The 16,480-nt window shown below is 46.1% G+C and carries 18 protein-coding genes; 16 read left to right on the top strand and 2 right to left on the bottom strand.

Translation table 11 applies throughout. The features are described 5' to 3' along the window. Window positions 1–59: 59 nt before the first annotated feature. From G589_RS0118185 to G589_RS0118135, 11 genes are all read left to right on the top strand, one after another. A complete protein-coding gene (locus tag G589_RS0118185; protein ID WP_026523114.1) occupies window positions 60–1,220 on the top strand; it encodes an ABC transporter substrate-binding protein in 1,161 nt (386 codons plus the stop codon). A 97-nt stretch (window positions 1,221–1,317) separates the two neighbouring features. Further along, window positions 1,318–2,202: a branched-chain amino acid ABC transporter permease gene (locus G589_RS0118180; RefSeq protein ID WP_026523113.1), complete on the top strand. Its 885-nt coding sequence runs from the start codon at window positions 1,318–1,320 to the stop codon at window positions 2,200–2,202. Between the two features lie 37 nt (window positions 2,203–2,239). Further along, window positions 2,240–3,316, top strand: coding sequence for a branched-chain amino acid ABC transporter permease (locus G589_RS20720; protein ID WP_051192596.1), 1,077 nt, complete (start codon window positions 2,240–2,242; stop codon window positions 3,314–3,316). Then, window positions 3,317–4,075: an ABC transporter ATP-binding protein gene (locus G589_RS0118170; RefSeq protein WP_026523112.1), complete on the top strand. Its 759-nt coding sequence runs from the start codon at window positions 3,317–3,319 to the stop codon at window positions 4,073–4,075. Window positions 4,076–4,104: 29 nt separating this feature from the next. Continuing rightward, window positions 4,105–4,821, top strand: coding sequence for an ABC transporter ATP-binding protein (locus tag G589_RS0118165; protein ID WP_026523111.1), 717 nt, complete (start codon window positions 4,105–4,107; stop codon window positions 4,819–4,821). Window positions 4,822–4,972: 151 nt separating this feature from the next. After that, window positions 4,973–5,611 carry a cytidylate kinase-like family protein gene (locus tag G589_RS0118160; protein ID WP_026523110.1) on the top strand — a complete coding sequence of 213 codons (639 nt, stop codon included), beginning with the start codon at window positions 4,973–4,975 and terminating at the stop codon, window positions 5,609–5,611. Between the two features lie 1,448 nt (window positions 5,612–7,059). Next, window positions 7,060–7,824, top strand: a complete 765-nt coding sequence (locus G589_RS21535) for a hypothetical protein (RefSeq protein ID WP_051192594.1) — start codon at window positions 7,060–7,062, stop codon at window positions 7,822–7,824. A gap of 17 nt (window positions 7,825–7,841) precedes the next feature. Continuing rightward, a complete protein-coding gene (locus G589_RS0118150; protein WP_026523109.1) occupies window positions 7,842–8,669 on the top strand; it encodes an endo alpha-1,4 polygalactosaminidase in 828 nt (275 codons plus the stop codon). Window positions 8,670–8,964: 295 nt separating this feature from the next. Continuing rightward, on the top strand, window positions 8,965–9,549 hold the full coding sequence (locus G589_RS0118145; RefSeq protein ID WP_242826481.1) for a GNAT family N-acetyltransferase: 585 nt from the start codon (window positions 8,965–8,967) through the stop codon (window positions 9,547–9,549). Window positions 9,550–9,680: 131 nt separating this feature from the next. Beyond that, window positions 9,681–10,727 (top strand): 5'-3' exonuclease, encoded by a 1,047-nt coding sequence (locus G589_RS0118140; protein ID WP_026523107.1) that lies wholly within the window; start codon window positions 9,681–9,683, stop codon window positions 10,725–10,727. Window positions 10,728–10,731: 4 nt separating this feature from the next. Then, complete coding sequence (locus tag G589_RS0118135; protein WP_026523106.1) at window positions 10,732–11,457, top strand: lysophospholipid acyltransferase family protein; 726 nt, start codon at window positions 10,732–10,734, stop codon at window positions 11,455–11,457. 167 nt (window positions 11,458–11,624) lie between these two features. Here the strand turns inward: G589_RS0118135 and G589_RS0118130 are convergent, their stop codons facing one another. Continuing rightward, window positions 11,625–12,788: a sensor histidine kinase gene (locus G589_RS0118130; RefSeq protein WP_026523105.1), complete on the bottom strand. Its 1,164-nt coding sequence runs from the start codon at window positions 12,786–12,788 to the stop codon at window positions 11,625–11,627. A 151-nt stretch (window positions 12,789–12,939) separates the two neighbouring features. Between G589_RS0118130 and G589_RS0118125 the strand changes: the two genes are divergently transcribed. From G589_RS0118125 to G589_RS0118110, 4 genes are all read left to right on the top strand, one after another. Further along, window positions 12,940–13,806, top strand: a complete 867-nt coding sequence (locus G589_RS0118125; RefSeq protein WP_026523104.1) for a hypothetical protein — start codon at window positions 12,940–12,942, stop codon at window positions 13,804–13,806. Further along, on the top strand, window positions 13,803–13,988 hold the full coding sequence (locus G589_RS0118120; protein WP_022768284.1) for a hypothetical protein: 186 nt from the start codon (window positions 13,803–13,805) through the stop codon (window positions 13,986–13,988). Before G589_RS0118125 ends, G589_RS0118120 begins: the two co-directional genes overlap by 4 nt. A 185-nt stretch (window positions 13,989–14,173) precedes the next feature. Continuing rightward, the gene (locus G589_RS0118115; RefSeq protein WP_026523103.1) at window positions 14,174–14,479 is read left to right on the top strand and encodes a type II toxin-antitoxin system RelB/DinJ family antitoxin; all 306 of its coding nucleotides are present in this window, start codon (window positions 14,174–14,176) and stop codon (window positions 14,477–14,479) included. Beyond that, window positions 14,430–14,897, top strand: coding sequence for a putative toxin-antitoxin system toxin component, PIN family (locus tag G589_RS0118110; RefSeq protein WP_051192592.1), 468 nt, complete (start codon window positions 14,430–14,432; stop codon window positions 14,895–14,897). The genes G589_RS0118115 and G589_RS0118110 overlap by 50 nt, the downstream gene beginning before the upstream one ends. A 58-nt stretch (window positions 14,898–14,955) precedes the next feature. On the opposite strand, the gene G589_RS20710 is transcribed toward G589_RS0118110, so the two are convergent. Further along, window positions 14,956–15,150 (bottom strand): DUF6465 family protein, encoded by a 195-nt coding sequence (locus G589_RS20710; protein ID WP_022768282.1) that lies wholly within the window; start codon window positions 15,148–15,150, stop codon window positions 14,956–14,958. A gap of 133 nt (window positions 15,151–15,283) precedes the next feature. Here G589_RS20710 and pseC point away from each other — a divergent pair, with 133 nt between their 5' ends. Then, window positions 15,284–16,480, top strand: a complete 1,197-nt coding sequence (gene pseC / locus G589_RS0118100; protein ID WP_026523101.1) for a UDP-4-amino-4,6-dideoxy-N-acetyl-beta-L-altrosamine transaminase — start codon at window positions 15,284–15,286, stop codon at window positions 16,478–16,480.

Raw genomic sequence — 16,480 nt, 5'->3', positions numbered from 1 at the left:
TATTGATTTAACTTAAGATATAACATTGTATACAAATATACATTTGAGGAGGGAATAATATGAAGAAGTTTAACAAAGTAGTAAGTGCAGTTATGACTTCTGCTCTTGCTCTTACAATGCTTGCAGGATGTGGCAGCGGAGCAGCTTCAGGATCAACCACATTCAAGATCGGTGCTATCGGACCTCTTACAGGTGCAGCAGCTGCTTACGGTAACGCAGTAGTTAACGGCGCACAGATCGCTGTAGACGAGATCAACGAGGCCGGTGGAATTAACGGTGTTAAGATCGAGTACAAGGGCGAGGACGACGAGCTCAACGCTGAGAAGTCAGTTAACGCTTACAACACTCTTAAGGACTGGGGAATGCAGATCCTTGTTGGATCAACAACATCTGCTTGCTCAATCGCAGTTTCAGAGAATACAAAGGCAGACAACATGTTCCAGCTTACACCTTCAGGATCAGCTGAGGATTGCGTTAAGTATGACAACGTATTCCGTGTATGCTTCTCAGATCCTAACCAGGGTATCGCTTCTGCTCAGTATATCAGTGATCACAACCTCGCAACTAAGGTTGGTATCATCTACGACAGCTCAGACGTTTATTCTTCAGGTATCTACCAGAAGTTCGCTCAGGAGTCTGAGGGCAAGAACTACGAGATAGTTTCAGCTGAGGCTTATACACAGGACAACAACACAGACTTCTCTGTACAGCTTCAGAAGGCTAAGGATGCAGGTGCTGATCTTGTATTCCTTCCTATTTATTATTCAGATGCAGCTCTTATTCTTACACAGGCTAACACAATGGGATATGCTCCTACATTCTTCGGTGTAGACGGTATGGACGGTATCCTTACAGTTGAGAACTTCGACACATCACTTGCTGAGGGACTTATGCTTCTTACACCTTTCGCAGCTGATGCAACAGATGACCTCACAGTTAACTTCGTTAAGAAGTACAACGAGAAGTACGGCGAGACACCTAACCAGTTCGCAGCTGATGCTTACGATGCAGTTTACATCATCAAGGCAGCTATCGAGAAGAGCGGTGTTACACCTGACATGAGCGTTTCAGATATTGGAACAAAGCTCACAGAGGCTATGACTCAGATCGAGGCTTCAGGTCTTACATCTGCCAAGATGACATGGTCTGCAAACGGCGAGCCTAACAAAGAGCCTAAGGCTGTTGTTATCAAGGGTGGCGTTTACGTATCTGCAGAATAAGTTTTCTATGATATAATGTTTTAGACATCCAGCGAGGGATGCTGTCAAAGGTATCCCTCGTTCTCTTTATTATTAAAAGACACTTTGGAGGTGGCCGATGAGTTTTTTGACTTATCTCATTAACGGACTTAGCTTAGGAAGCATATATGCCATAATTGCCCTGGGATACACCATGGTTTACGGTATTGCCAAGATGCTGAATTTCGCACATGGCGATTTTATCATGGTGGGCTGCTATATTATCTTTTCAGTGAGCGCAGCACTTTCAGGTAATTCGGCAGTGGGCATTATTGTTGCAATTGTGCTCTGCACACTCCTGGGCGTAACAACTGAGTTCGTGGCTTACAGGCCTCTTCGTGGAGCAGCTTCACCTCTGGCGGTTCTCATCACAGCCATCGGTGTCAGCTACCTTCTTGAGAACATCGCACTTCTTATCTATGGCGCAGATATCAAGTCATTTTCTTCAGTTATCAAGTGGGAGGGCGTCTCCTTTGCAGGCGGACAGCTCAAGATCCAGGGCGTAACCATCGTGACCATTCTTGTCAGCGTGGTTATCCTGATCGCTCTTCAGCTCTTTATTAATAAGACTAAACAGGGACAGGCAATGCTTGCAGCTTCAGAGGACAAGGGCGCTGCAGCACTTATGGGCATCAACGTAAACAGAACCATCGCCCTTACCTTTGCCATCGGTTCAGCACTAGCTGCTGTTGCCGGAGCGCTTCTTTGCTCGGCTTATCCGTCCCTTTCTCCATACACCGGCGCAATGCCCGGTATCAAAGCCTTCGTCGCAGCGGTTCTTGGTGGAATCGGTTCAATCCCAGGCGCCATGATCGGAGGTCTGGTTCTCGGAATCGTCGAGATCCTGTCCAAAACCTATATTTCATCACAGCTTTCCGACGCGATCGTGTTCGGAATCCTGGTAGTGGTGCTACTGGTTAAGCCCACCGGAATACTTGGAAAAGTAGTACAAGAAAAGGTCTGATCAAAAACATGAAATTATTCTATATGGAGTGCGAACTATGAATAAAGTCACCAAGAACAATCTCATAACCTACGGCATCGTAATCTTTGCCTATATCGTATTTGAAATCCTGATGCTGACGGGCAATCTCTCAAGCCATCTGAAAGGTCTTTTGGTACCCATGACATATTACGCTGTCATCGCCGTGGCCCTGAACCTGTGCGTCGGAATCCTTGGTGAGCTCTCCATCGGACACTGCGGCTTTATGTGCCTTGGAGCCTTCTCCAGCGCATTCTTTTCCAAAGCAACAGAGAACGTACTTCCCACAGTTCCGAGATTTATCATCGCTTTCATCATCGGAATCGGCGTAGCTGCGCTGTTTGGCTTCCTTATCGGAATCCCGGTACTGCGCCTTAAAGGTGACTACCTGGCCATCGTAACCCTGGCTTTTGGTGAGATCATCAAGAACGTCATCAACTCTTTTTACATCGGAATCGACTCCAAGGGCCTTCACATGAACATGAAGAGCGCCATGGATCTTAATATGGAGGCCGACGGAAACGTCATCGTCAACGGCGCCATGGGAATCACCGGAACACCTCACAACGCTAACTTCACCATAGGTATTGTGGTGCTTCTGATATCTCTTTTCATAGTTCAGAACCTCATCAATTCTCGCGACGGCCGTGCGATCATGGCCATCCGCGACAACTATATCGCTGCAGAAGCAACAGGCATCAACGTTACAGGTTACAAGATGATGGCATTTACCATTTCTGCTGCAATTGCAGGGGCTGCGGGAGTTCTTTTCTCCCATAACATCACAACCCTGACGGCTTCTTCACAGTACTTCGGCTACAACGCATCGATCATGATCCTGGTTTACGTGGTACTGGGCGGAATCGGAAACATTCGCGGAAGCGTCATCGCAGCATGCATCCTGTACATGCTTCCTGAGCTGCTCAGAGGCCTTAACACCTACAGAATGCTGATCTACTCTATCATTCTGATCGTGATGATGATCGTTAACTGGTCACCCAAGATCATCGCCTGGAGGGAAAAGAAATTTGGAAAGAGCGGAATGTTCGGCTTAATCGGTCGAATTATCTTCCGCAGAAATAAGGGGGTGGCTTAAATGGCACTTCTTGAAGTAAACAACCTGAGCATTTCATTCGGCGGACTTCGCGCCGTTGACAACTTTAACGTACAGATTGAAAAGGGCGAGCTCTACGGACTTATCGGACCTAACGGCGCCGGAAAGACTACAGTTTTCAACCTTTTGACAGGTGTATATAAGCCAAACGAAGGAATCATCAGGCTTGACGGCGAGGACATCACTCGTAAGAGCACCATCGAGATCAACCACGCCGGAATCGCCAGAACCTTCCAGAACATCAGACTTTTCAAGAACATGTCGGTTATCGACAACGTAAAGGTCGGACTTTCCGAGCATTACAAATACAGTGCCCTCGAGGGCATGCTCCACATCGGCAATTACAAGAGGGTGGAGAAGGAGATGGACGACGAGGCTATGCGTCTTCTACAGGTCTTTGGACTGGACCTTGAGCGTGACTACCTCGCAGCCAACCTCCCTTACGGTAAGCAGCGTAAGCTTGAGATCGCGAGAGCCATGGCAACAAGTCCCAAGCTCCTTCTGCTTGATGAGCCGGCAGCCGGCATGAATCCTAATGAGACAAAAGAGCTGATGGACACCATCGCACTTGTCCGCAGGGAATTTAATATGACAATCCTTCTGATCGAGCATGATATGAAGCTTGTTTCAGGTATTTGCGAGAAGCTGACAGTGCTGAACTTTGGCCGTGTGCTTTGCCAGGGCGATACCAAGGAAGTGCTGAACAATCCGGAAGTTATTACAGCGTATTTGGGTGAATAAACAAAAACTATTAGTAATGAGGTTAATTTATGGCTGAACCAATCTTAGAAGTAAAAGATCTAAGTGTATATTATGGCGTGATCCAGGCCCTTAAGGGGATTTCATTCCATGTTGATAAAGGTGAGATCGTGGCCCTGATCGGTGCTAACGGCGCAGGTAAGACTACCACACTTCACAGCTTGTCAGGCCTTCTCAAGGCTGAGACAGGAGAGATCAAGTATAAGGGCGTCGAGCTTACCAAGACTCCCAGCCACAAGATCGTAAGTCTTGGCATGGCCCAGGTTCCTGAGGGAAGACGAGTATTTGCCGAGATGACAGTACTCCAGAACCTTAAGATGGGCGCTTACACAAGATCCGATAAGGCTGAAATGGACGCTACCCTTAAGGATATCTACAAGAGATTCCCAAGACTTGAAGAGCGTAAGAATCAGCTTGCCGGCACACTTTCAGGTGGTGAGCAGCAGATGCTTGCCATGGGCAGGGCTCTTATGTCTCATCCGGACCTGATCCTCATGGACGAGCCTTCTATGGGTCTTTCACCAATCTTCGTTAACGAGATTTTCAATATCATCCAGGACGTCAACAAAGATGGCGTTACCGTGCTCCTGGTTGAGCAGAATGCCCGCAAGGCGCTCTCTATTGCAAACAGAGCCTATGTCCTTGAGACAGGAAGCATTTCCAAAGAAGGCGATGCGAAGGATCTTCTGAACGACGAAGATATCAGGAAGGCATATCTGGGCGAGTAAGCGGAGTTGAATATGTAGTAATATTACAGAAATGGTTTTTGGATAAGAATCATTTCTGTATTTGAATTAATGCACGATACTGTTTTTGAGGGTGATTTAGAAGTATAATTTATGTAGAAGGTATTTAATTTAGTATGGAGGGATTTGAGGGATGAAGAGAAACATCGTCATCACAATTGCGCGTCAGTATGGTAGCGGCGGAAGAACCGTCGGCGAGATGCTGGCCAATGATCTTGGAATACATTACTACGACCATGAACTTATTCATCTTGCTTCTGAGGAGAGCGGCATTAGCCTCGGACTTTTCCTCGATGCAGACGAGAGAGTAAGAAATACCGGATTCTTCAAGACCCCGGTCAATGTGTATAAAGGCGAACTCATCGGCCCTGATAGCAAGGAGTTTACATCTGAGGCCAATCTTTTCAACTACCAGGCCAAGGTTATCAAGAGACTTGCAGAAACCACCAGCTGCGTCATTGTCGGAAGATGTGCAGACTTCGTCCTTAAGGACTACGACAACGCCCTCAGCGTCTTTGTCCATGCGCCGCAGCCATTCCTCGAGGAACAGGCAGCCAAGGTAAAGAGCCTTCCTCACGATGAACTTGTAAAGTTCATGGCCCAGGAAGACAAGTTCCGTGCAGTCTACTACGAGCACCACACCGGCCATAAGTGGACCGACGCCATGAACTACGACCTCTGCCTCGACAGCAGCAAGCTCGGGTTTGATAAGTGCGTGGAAGCTATTAAGGCTCACGCCAAGGTTAGATTTGGGGAAGATATATTTGACTAATTAAGTTATATTTGGCCATAGATTATGACTATGGGAATGCATTTGCTTGGGAAAGCCTATTTATGCAAATATTTCGCCGCAGCCTGGTTTATCAGGTCTGCGGCGTTTTTTGTGCCTTTGGTGTCATGCGTGTATTTATGGCTGTTGCTTGCTATTTCTGCATTACATATCAATGTATTGCTATTTATATGTACCAATATTGTGGTTTGCGAATGAAATAAGATAATATCGCAGTCTGAAACTCGAATTGCATCATATTATGGCCCAAACTACATCACACGGCGACCTATAGTGTACGTTGGTTGGAAACGTGATTTCGACCACCCCACAACTCACTTCCATATAAAAAATAGTTGGAAATTGCAAAAAAGATTTTGGAGGCCCACCACTATATTGGCCCCAAACTACATCACAAGGTCCCGTGGAGCCGGCAGTTGTGATGTAGCCACTGTGATAGGCATGAAATTTTCCATACGTAGGGGTTTGTGATTTCCAACTAATTTTTCATATACCAATTTTTGTGATGCAATTAAAAAATCCAATCATACCATGGAGCCCATATAACTTCTGTTGTGATGCAGAACTAACCCTCTAACACAAAAAAAGAGCAAGCAGCTGTGGAGTAAAGCTACTTGCTCTAAAAAACAAATCAATGAATTTCACATCATAAACAATCTTAAGACGCTATCAAAAATCCGGGTTGAGGATGACTTCCAATTCGGAAATCGTAGATTCTTGATGCATGACCATGGGCTTTTGAACGATCGTCCACTCTGATGCCCGGTTGACTTTTTGCCTTGAAGGCTTCTCTGTGACCACGAGGACACATAATGGTGAATATCCCTTTGACAAGTTACTCACCTCGCACATCTTCTCATAAACATGGTGAATTTAGATGCTACCATAAGTCAGGCTGTGCGTACCCTACCTGTGATGCTTTGCCGTGAGCTCTTTTGGCGAACGCCTCTTGTGATGCTCAGGCAGACTCTCGTAGCGCGACGCAAGTGAAAATATATCATAGTAAATATATTGCATTCAATATAAAATGATAAAATTTATTGCCGTTTTGCAACATAATTCTCCGAGCATTTAATTCTGTTTGGAAAAAAGTTTCATAACACCCGTAGAACCCACATAAATCCAAAGAAAAAATTGTCTGACAATTCCCGCTGACCAACAGTCAGAACAGATATAAAAATGTGAATATTTTGTGTCCTATTATATTTTGCAAAATCGACCCCATTTCCCCTCTTCACAAATTCAATTCATTCTGATACAATCAACCTTGTTTCTAGGGATTCCCAGGATATTCTTCCAAATTTCCCCGGATTATTGATTTTTGCCGCATCCACAGGCACTTAATCGTGGATAAAAGAAATTACATAAGCATGTACAGATATGCCGAGTTGTTTTTTTCCACATATTTGTCACATGCGGAAAAGGAGACTATGCATAGAAAAGAGTTTTACACCGCCAGAAAAGTGCAGCTGGCAAAAGAAATCAAAAAGCTGAAAAGGGATATTGAGCGCTACCCCAAGGGAACACTTGTGATCAGCGCCTCAAAAGGTAAGCCACAATGGTATGTTCAGCGAAAAGAAAAAGATGGCAAATATTCCCGCACATACATCAAGAGAGGAAATCTGATGCATGCTAAGAAGCTTGCCAGGAAAGCCTATGACCGAGCAGTTATGCTGGACAAGCAAAATGAGCTTTACTGTATTGAGCGCTATTTGAGAAACTGTAGTGAGGTCAACTACAGGAGATTCCTGCAAAAGACATCTCCTTACAGGGAGCTTCTTGTAGATGTTAACTGGGAAAACGAGCCTTATGAGAAAAATATGAAGTATCCCGAAAAACTAACGCACCCTACAATCAGAGGAGAAAAGGTGCGCTCCAAGTCGGAAGCCAGCATAGCAGATGGACTTCTGGCTGAAGGAATAGCATATCGTTATGAAAATAAACTTGTGCTTGACGGAGTGGAGCTTTATCCTGACTTTGTTCTCAAAAGCCGCAGAAATCAGAAGCTGATCATCTGGGAACATTTTGGCAGGATAGACGATCCCAAATATGTTGAAAAGACAAGTCGAAAGCTTAAACTGTACTTCAACAATGGATATATTCCAGGAGTTAACCTGATCATGACTTTTGAAGACAAAAAGCATCCCTTTACAATGGAGGCTGTCATAGATGTAATTGAGCGCTATCTTATATGATGCTATACTAGCCTATTATGAAGAAATATAGCCCTATCATAGCCGTGGCATTTATAGCCGCGGCGCTTATAGCCCTTATAATCACGTCCTGTTCCTATAACAACGATCAGTACGGAGTATTTTTAAGTTACGAAGATGACCTGGAGAGGCTTTCTACGTATGACACAGTGGTAATTGACGCGCAGTATTATGAAAAAGCGTCCATAGAAAGCTTCAAACAGCAGGGACACAAAGTATACAGTTACATCAACGTCGGATCGCTTGAGACGTTCCGCGCCTACTACGATGAATATCAAGCCCTGACTCTTGGCGACTATGAACATTGGGATGAGGAAAGGTGGATCGATGTACCTTCGCCGATCTGGCAGGATTTTGTGCTTGAAACACTTGCACCGGAATTGCTGGAAAAAGGGATTGATGGCTACTTTGTGGATAACTGCGACGTTTATTATCAGTACCCCGAACCTGAGATACTGGAAGGCCTTTCTGTTATCATGGAAGGCCTTAAGGCCACAGGCGCGGATGTTATCGTGAATGGCGGAGATGCTTTTGTTGAAGCTTATACTGCCGGTGGTGGCAGGGCAGATGACATCATCACCGGAATCAATCAGGAATCTGTTTTCACAAGAATAGATTGGGACACCGGAAGGTCTTTTAAAAGTACAAAAGATGACATGGAGTATTTCACAAATTATATCGAGAAATATTCGGCTCAGGGCATTGATGTATATCTTTTGGAATACACCAAAAATCCCTTTATTGTGGCCCGAATTAAAAGCTATTGCCATAAGCACAACTTCAAGTACTATGTATCCCCCTCTATAGAACTGAATTATTATGATTAAGCTCTTTTAAAACAAATTTGCAAAAAATTCGAATTTACCCCTTGCATTTCGTGTTAGCCTATGCTAATATAACCATGTTAGCAAAAGCTAACAACAAAAAACAACATACGAGCCACTACAGCTAGCCAAGCTTAGCGGCTCAGACTAACCAAGTGGCAATGCCAAGTCACTTGGAATACAATAGTCATAAGAAATCTCCTACCTAAAAGCCGGTACATCTTGCCAATGTACCGGCATTTTTCTGCAAATATTAATTAGGTAAACCCGACCAACAATTCTGCTATAATGGTACTACTTGGAACAAGGAGCACCAAAACCTATGAATAAAAACACCAGCGCACAAACCAGCACCCAAACCGGCGCACAAACCAGCACCCAAACCGACGCCCACACTGATGCCAAGCCCTACACCTATCGCGAGCTGACCCCGTCAGACAACGCAGCCGTAGCGGCCCTTATCAGAACCAACCTAAAAGAACACAAACTCGACATCCCGGGAACAGTCTATTACGACGACGGCCTCGATCACCTCAGCGACTACTACTGCGACGAAGACCACAAATACTACGTTCTGACAGACGAGTCAGGCGCAGTCCTGGGCGGAGTAGGCTTTGCGAGGTTCGACCCGATGCCAAACACAGCAGAACTTCAGAAGCTCTACCTGGACAATTCCGTAAAGCGCAAGGGCCTTGGCTATGACTTGATGACCTTAGTAGAAGATAAGATGCGCGAAGCAGGCTTTAAAACCTCATACCTCGAGACTCACGACAACTTAGAAGCTGCAATCCACCTGTATGAGAAATGTAATTACAACGAAATCCCTCGCCCGGACTTCGTTAAACACAGCGCCATGACAAGATTTTTTACCAAGGCACTCTGATGCAAGCAGTCACTGATCTGCGCAGCAGGCAAATCGGCTAAATGCCGCCGGCTCAGCATCCACGACAAGCTTGCCAATCCACCCAATCTTTCTATATAATAAGTAGATAATTATCAAACAAGGATTAACAAATGAGCACAACAGATAAATTCATCCTTATAGACGGCAGTTCCATGCTGGTTACCAACTATTACGGCAACCTCCCGAAGGCTCTGCTTTTTGAAAAAGACCCTGAGAAGAAGGAAAAGCTCTTTTCCCAGATCATGCATAATGACCAGGGGCAGTACACAAACGCCATGTACGGCATGATGCGCACGATCCTGAAGATCATCGCTGAGCAGAAGCCCACGCACATGATGTTTGCCTTCGACACCACGAGGGACACCTTCAGGCGTGAGAAATATCCGGACTACAAGGGCAACAGAGGCGACACCCCGGAGCCGCTCAAGGAGCAGTTCCAGAACATGGAAGACTTGTTAAAAGAGCTTGGACTTCCCGTTATGTTCGACGACCGCTTCGAAGCTGACGACATCGTTGGCAGCGCCTCAACTAAATTTGAAAAACAGATTCCTTCATATATAATTACGAAAGATCACGACTACCTTCAGCTGGTCAGCGACTACACCAGAGTGTGGCTGATCCAGACCAAGCAGGAGACAGCGGACGAGCTCCAGGCCAAGTACGGCGCGGAGTTTGGCTGGAACAAGAAGCTTACAAGCCTGCCCGACAAGGCCTTCGAGGTAACTCCCGACCTGTGCCTTAAGGAGTACGGCGTGCGCCCCGAGCAGATCCCGGATCTCAAGGGCATTCAGGGCGACAGCAGCGACAATATCCCCGGAGTTAAGGGCGTCAGCAGCGCTGCGATCCCGCTTCTTGCGCATTATGGCACCGTTGAGGGCATTTATGAAGCCATCGACGCCTGCCCGACGGACAAGGATCTCAAGGCCCTTGCCACATCCTGGAAGGAGGATCTTGGCATCAGTCGCAGCCCTATGAAGGCGCTTGGCGAGTACAGGGACATGGCATTTTTGTCAAAAGACCTTGCTCAGATCCGCAGAGATTATCCAATAACCGACAATCTGGATGATTTCAAACTCAATATCAATAAAGAAAAGGCCAAAGAGCAGTTCGAAAAGTACGGATTTAAGTCACTTTTTGCTGCTCTGGAGATGATTTAACCCCATGACCAATTATACAAAAACAATACTAATTAACCTTCACCGCATCATTTACTATGTGGTAAAAGCCAGAATCTGGATGCGCCATCCCGAGCGCCACAGCGTCGAGGAGCGCTACGCAGTAGCCCGGACAATGGTTGACAAGATGAACAAGTCCTCAGGCTACAAGACCATTTGCTACGGCGAGGACAAGCTCCCAAAGGAGGGAGGTTACATTCTTTACCCCAACCATCAGGGCAAATACGATGTTCCCGGAATTTTCAGCGTCCACAAAAAGCCCCTGTCCTTCGTAATGGACGAGGCCAAGGCGCACATCATACTGGTTGCGGAATTCCTGATGCTGGTGGATGGCAAATCAATCATACTTGACGATCTTCGCCAGACTCTGCATGTTTTCCAGGAAATGGCGCAGGAGATCAAGACTCAGGGAAAGAAATTCATCCTTTTCCCGGAGGGTGGCTACAAGGAGAATAATCAGAATATCGTAGAGCACTTCAAACCCGGAAGCTTTAAGCTTGCACAGATGGCCAAGGCACCGATCGTGCCGGTTGCGCTGGTTGATTCCTACAAGGTTTACAACAGCCCACACAAGGGCCCGGTTACGACCTATGTTTACTACCTTGATCCGATTTATTATGAAGATTACAAGGGAATGAAGACCACCGAGATCGCAGAAATGGTGGAGAACAGAATAAAGGACAAAATAAAAGAGCATCTTGCCAGCGCATAATCGCCCGGCAGGATGCTTTTTGCGTGGAGTCAGCGTGAGTCAGTGTGGACGGTTCTCTTGGGGAGTCAGTGGGGACGGTTCTCTTTGACTCGTTTTGCAAAGCTAAATGAGTCAAAGAGAACCGTCCCCACTGACTCCCCAAGAGAACCGTCCACACTGACTCCACATCACATACACGTCATAACAGCTTTAACTACAAATACCCCATCTTCCTGCGAAAAGCTCGCCACTCCGCCGTACTTCTCCGCAATAGCCTTAATCTGAGCAGTACCAATACCGCTCTGCACCGGCCTCGTACTGATCGGCAGTCCGTTATCCTTAAATGAAATCTCTCTTCCCGCTGGGTTCTTCGTCATGAGCTTTAACTTTCGCCCGTCAAAAGAAATCTCGACCTGAAGAGCTCTTTTGTCCTGATCTACATGATTCAGGGCCTCGACTGCGTTCTCAAGGGCGTTGGCCACAAGCGATGTCAGGTCCGTTTCCTCAATCGCGAAGTGCTCCGGCACATCTGCCCTGATCCTGGGCTTGAAGCCGAGCTTCTGGCACTGGCTTGCGTAGATGGTCAGGAGCTCGTTGACGATGGTGTTCTCGCAGAAGGAAACAGCCGTCACACCCTCGAGCATGGAGTCGAATTCCTGCAGGTAGGATGCGGCTTTGTCGTATTCCTGATTCTGGATAAAGCCCGCCAGCACACGGTTGAAGTGCCTGATGTCGTGCTTGTATTTGCGGATGGTCTGCTCGTTGCTCTCGTAAACGGAGAGGAGTTTCTTAAGACGTCCGGTGCGCTCCGACTGGTAATAAGCAATCTTTTCGTCGGAAACTTTTTTATCAATCTGATACGCCGTCAGCTCGTAGGAAATGACCGCCGCAGCGATCATGGTAACCAGGTAAATGACCGTATACCACTGCACCATGTTGCTGCCGTAGGGCTGCAGGTAATAGAGCATGGGCGTCTGGAAGCACAGTATACTGAGGAGAAGCCCTGAAAACGCCGCGATCGTCCCGTAGATCGCACCTGCCAGATAGTCAGTGATGAAGGGCATGACCAGGATAAAGAGCCAGAATGCGTCCATTCCGATGGTCCAGTCAACCTCCATGATGAAGTGGAAGAACAGGATCGCAATGAGCGTAAATGAAGTCAGTATCGTTGTTATGGTGTGATTTTTGTAGAGCTTTAAATGCAATATAGATAAAAGAAATAACACAATAATGGAAATATTTGTCACCACGCCATGATAATATCCGCTCTTGATGGAGGGATAGATCGTAATGGCCGCATAGGCCACAAACCCCAGCAATAGAATGATGGATATTTTGGATTTCTGCTCCACGACCTCCGGGGTCGACTCGAACCTTGCCAGCTGTTTTAAATTGTATCTGAATCTGTGTCGTAAATGACTAAATCTCGTGGTTTCCATAACATAAGTATATGATATAGTGTATAATAATGGTAGGTATAGTTGTTTATTTTGGGGGAAATAAATGTCATTTGATATCTCGCGGCTGACAAAGGCCGTCAACAAATATCTCAATTCAATTTCAGACATTGGCCAGCAGGCAACCCAAAGGGCCCAGGAAATGGCGGATAAAGCTCAGTTCCAGGCCGATCTTTCGGAGGCCATCAAGGCCAACATCCAGAGCAAGACCCGCGAAATCGACGAGGTTCCCGACATCGGAGCCATGGTTCAGAGCCAGGTCAAGTCCGCAACTGACGGGATAAACGCCACTTTCGAGCAGATAAACGGCGCTTTCCTCGAGATTTCCGAGGCCGGTAAGAGTGCATCTTCGGCAAAAGAGAGCGTGGCAGCCACATCGGGTGCAGACAAGAGCGGCAGTTCTTCGACAAATGCCAACACTGCAAAGTCTTCCAACGCCGATGCTTACGCCGGAACACTCAGTACTGATGCGTTAAAAGAGCTTTCGAACTCCGGATACTTCTCCGGCAACCTGATCGCTAATTCCTTATTTAAAACTGATGATGAAGAGAGCACAAGCTCCGGCAGTACAAACGCCCTAAACAGCGTATCATCTGCCCTTACATCATCCCTTGGCCAGAACACTACTACAGCAGCGAATCCTTTCCAGACCCAGTCTCTGGACCAGCTCAACGTGAATTCACTGCTTGCAAACTCGCTTGGCGTGAACACTACAGCCACAGACTCACTGACAGCAGCGCTTAAGACAATAGCAGACAACAGTTCAAATACTTCAGCGAAAACAACTGATACAACCGCTGCACAAGATCAAGTAGCAACAAGCAACGACCTCGCCAAGGCCATCATCAAGGCTTACACCACAACAGCGAAAGCCACAACCAATACCAGCGTCTTCGGAGATTTCAGCCTATGAATAAATTACTCCTGATATACGCCGCAGCAATCTTCATCGCCGGCGTCGTATTCTTCACGATCGGAGAACTAAATAAAGCAAGCGAAGAGGAGGCCGAGACCTTCAAATGGATGAGGATCTTCGCCATCATCGCTGTCATCATGGCAATCGCCTGCTTCATAGCCGCCAAGAACGTTGGCTAGTTCAGATAAATTGGCATATTATACTGCAAACATTAGAATCCCGCTCAAGTAGCGGGATTTTTTAGTGTTGCCAAGTTTAAGGCATTCTTGTATAATTACATTACAAACACATGACAAATACATACATAACAAAATATAAGCAAATACATATCAACTAATAATAATGTACAAAAGGAGGGGTTAAAATGTCGGAACAAGTACTGATTCAGTTTAGGGCAGATAAAGATCTTAAACAGGAAGTTTCCTATATATATGAAGAATTGGGGATGGATCTGCCTACAGCTTTAAGAATGTTTTTAAGGAAGAGCAAACAGGTAAGAGGACTTCCTTTCGATGCGGTTTTATCTGATCCGAGTTCGGGAAGAGAAGATATACGAGCAGCATTTTATGGTTTACGAAAGGAGGCAGCTGATCTGCCTGAGATGACTTTAGAAGAAATCAATGCTGAGATTTCAGAGGCAAGATCTGCACGTAAGCGTGGAAAAGAATAAAACTATATATGCTGTAATAGATACCAATGTTTTGGTTTCTGCGCTTCTGACTAAGAATGAGGATTCTCCTACAGTCCAAGTTTATGCTGCTATTGCAGAAGGAATAATAATCCCTCTTTATCATAGGGACATTATAGAAGAGTATTATGATGTGCTTTGCAGACCTAAATTTAGGTTTAGCAAAGAAAAGATATTATCAGTAATAAAGATGATAATGAAATACGGTGTTGAGGTTTTCCCAAAGCCAACAGGAGAGATTCTTATAGATATGGACGATCTAATCTTTTATGAAGTTGCGATGGAGAAGAGAGAAGATAATTCATATCTTGTCACCGGAAATAATAAGCATTATCCGGTAGGGGATTTTATTGTAACGCCGGCTGAAATGATGGAGATTGTAAATAATCAGAACTTTTAAGTGAAAAATGGGCCCCTACCATCAGGTAGAGGCCCAAACATTTTGAACTAACTCAGAATTAAAGGTCGAAGCTTCCTGTTACATCGTTGTTTACAACGTAGTAAGCCTTGCCTTCTTCAGGCTTAACATAGATGTCAAGATTCTTGATATCTTTCTTGCCGTAAGCCTTCTTAGCTGCTGCTACAAGTGTATCATCAGTAACAGCCTTCTCGCCAAACTGAAGCTCAATCTTTGTGTTAACCTTTGCTGCCATTTTAGTTCCTCCCTATTCATAAAAGAAAATGTAAACTATTAGGTGATATTATAATACGCTTTTTTGAATTGTTCAACTTTTGGGAAATTATGTTATGATAAGTTATATCAATTTCAGAAAGAAGGAATACCTAATGGAGAAACTTGCGATACACGGGGGAACACCCGTCAGATCGGAAAAGATATTTTACGGCCGCCAGTGGATCGGCGACGATGACGTTGCTGCAGTTGCCGGAACACTTAAGGGCGACCTTATCACCTGCGGACCATCAGTAACAGCACTGGAGAAAAAGCTCTGCGAAGTAACAGGAGCTAAATACGCTGTTGCAGTTTGTAACGGAACAGCAGCTCTTCACTGTGCAGCAATCGCAGCAGGCCTCGGTCCCGGGGATGAAGTCATCACAACACCTCTGACCTTCGCAGCATCAGCTAACTGCGCGGTTTATGTTGGAGCTAAGCCTGTCTTCGCAGATGTTAATCCTGAGACCTACAACATAGATCCCGACTCAATCGAGGCGCATATCACAGAGCGCACCAAGGCAGTCGTTGCAGTTGATTTTACAGGCCAGGCAGTCGAGCACGACAGGATCCGCGAGATCTGCGACAAGCATGGACTGACCCTGATCATCGACGCAGCCCACGCCATCGGCACCAAGTACAATGGTAAGCCCGAGGGCTCACTTGGCGATATGACCTGCTTTAGCTTCCATCCGGTCAAGACCATCACTTCCGGAGAGGGCGGAGCCATCACAACCAACGACCCTGAGCTTTACAAGAAACTCCACCTTGCAAGCCAGCACGGAATCGTTCATGACCCTGCAGATTTCGTCGACAAGAACCCTGAGGGGATCTGGGTTTACGAGATGCAGACCCTTGGCTTTAACTACCGCATGACTGACTTCCAGGCAGCGCTCCTTTCAAGCCAGCTCAAGAAGCTCACCGAGTTCTCAAATAGAAGAAAAGAGATCGTAAAGAGATACAACGAAGCCTTCGCCGACGTCCCTGAGCTCTTCATCCAGAAAGAGATTCCTCAGTCCGACACAACAAGGCACCTGTATATCATTCAGCTTAAGCTCGACAAGCTCAACTGCACACGCCGTGAGTTCTTCGATGCCATGAGCGCTGAGAACGTCCAGTGCCAGGTCCACTACGTACCGGTCTACTTCTTCCCATTCTACCAGAAGATGGGCTACGAGAAAGGCCTCTGCCCAGTAGCCGAGAGCATCTACAAAGGCATCATGAGCATTCCTCTCTACCCGATGATGACAGACGAAGACGTAGAGAGCGTAATCACCGCAGTCAAGAAGATCATCAACTACTACAGAAAGTAA

The organism is Butyrivibrio sp. VCB2001, from assembly GCF_000423965.1.
GTDB lineage: Bacteria > Bacillota > Clostridia > Lachnospirales > Lachnospiraceae > Butyrivibrio.
This window is presented reverse-complemented; position numbering and strand designations above follow the sequence as displayed.

Coding starts and splice junctions, on each gene's coding strand:
- G589_RS0118185 (WP_026523114.1), top strand. CDS start 60: ATGAAGAAGTTTAACAAAGTAGTAAGTGCAGTTATGACTTCTGCTCTT.
- G589_RS0118180 (WP_026523113.1), top strand. CDS start 1,318: ATGAGTTTTTTGACTTATCTCATTAACGGACTTAGCTTAGGAAGCATA.
- G589_RS20720 (WP_051192596.1), top strand. CDS start 2,240: ATGAATAAAGTCACCAAGAACAATCTCATAACCTACGGCATCGTAATC.
- G589_RS0118170 (WP_026523112.1), top strand. CDS start 3,317: ATGGCACTTCTTGAAGTAAACAACCTGAGCATTTCATTCGGCGGACTT.
- G589_RS0118165 (WP_026523111.1), top strand. CDS start 4,105: ATGGCTGAACCAATCTTAGAAGTAAAAGATCTAAGTGTATATTATGGC.
- G589_RS0118160 (WP_026523110.1), top strand. CDS start 4,973: ATGAAGAGAAACATCGTCATCACAATTGCGCGTCAGTATGGTAGCGGC.
- G589_RS21535 (WP_051192594.1), top strand. CDS start 7,060: ATGCATAGAAAAGAGTTTTACACCGCCAGAAAAGTGCAGCTGGCAAAA.
- G589_RS0118150 (WP_026523109.1), top strand. CDS start 7,842: ATGAAGAAATATAGCCCTATCATAGCCGTGGCATTTATAGCCGCGGCG.
- G589_RS0118140 (WP_026523107.1), top strand. CDS start 9,681: ATGAGCACAACAGATAAATTCATCCTTATAGACGGCAGTTCCATGCTG.
- G589_RS0118135 (WP_026523106.1), top strand. CDS start 10,732: ATGACCAATTATACAAAAACAATACTAATTAACCTTCACCGCATCATT.
- G589_RS0118125 (WP_026523104.1), top strand. CDS start 12,940: ATGTCATTTGATATCTCGCGGCTGACAAAGGCCGTCAACAAATATCTC.
- G589_RS0118120 (WP_022768284.1), top strand. CDS start 13,803: ATGAATAAATTACTCCTGATATACGCCGCAGCAATCTTCATCGCCGGC.
- G589_RS0118115 (WP_026523103.1), top strand. CDS start 14,174: ATGTCGGAACAAGTACTGATTCAGTTTAGGGCAGATAAAGATCTTAAA.
- G589_RS0118110 (WP_051192592.1), top strand. CDS start 14,430: ATGCTGAGATTTCAGAGGCAAGATCTGCACGTAAGCGTGGAAAAGAAT.
- G589_RS20710 (WP_022768282.1), bottom strand. CDS start 15,150: ATGGCAGCAAAGGTTAACACAAAGATTGAGCTTCAGTTTGGCGAGAAG.
- pseC (WP_026523101.1), top strand. CDS start 15,284: ATGGAGAAACTTGCGATACACGGGGGAACACCCGTCAGATCGGAAAAG.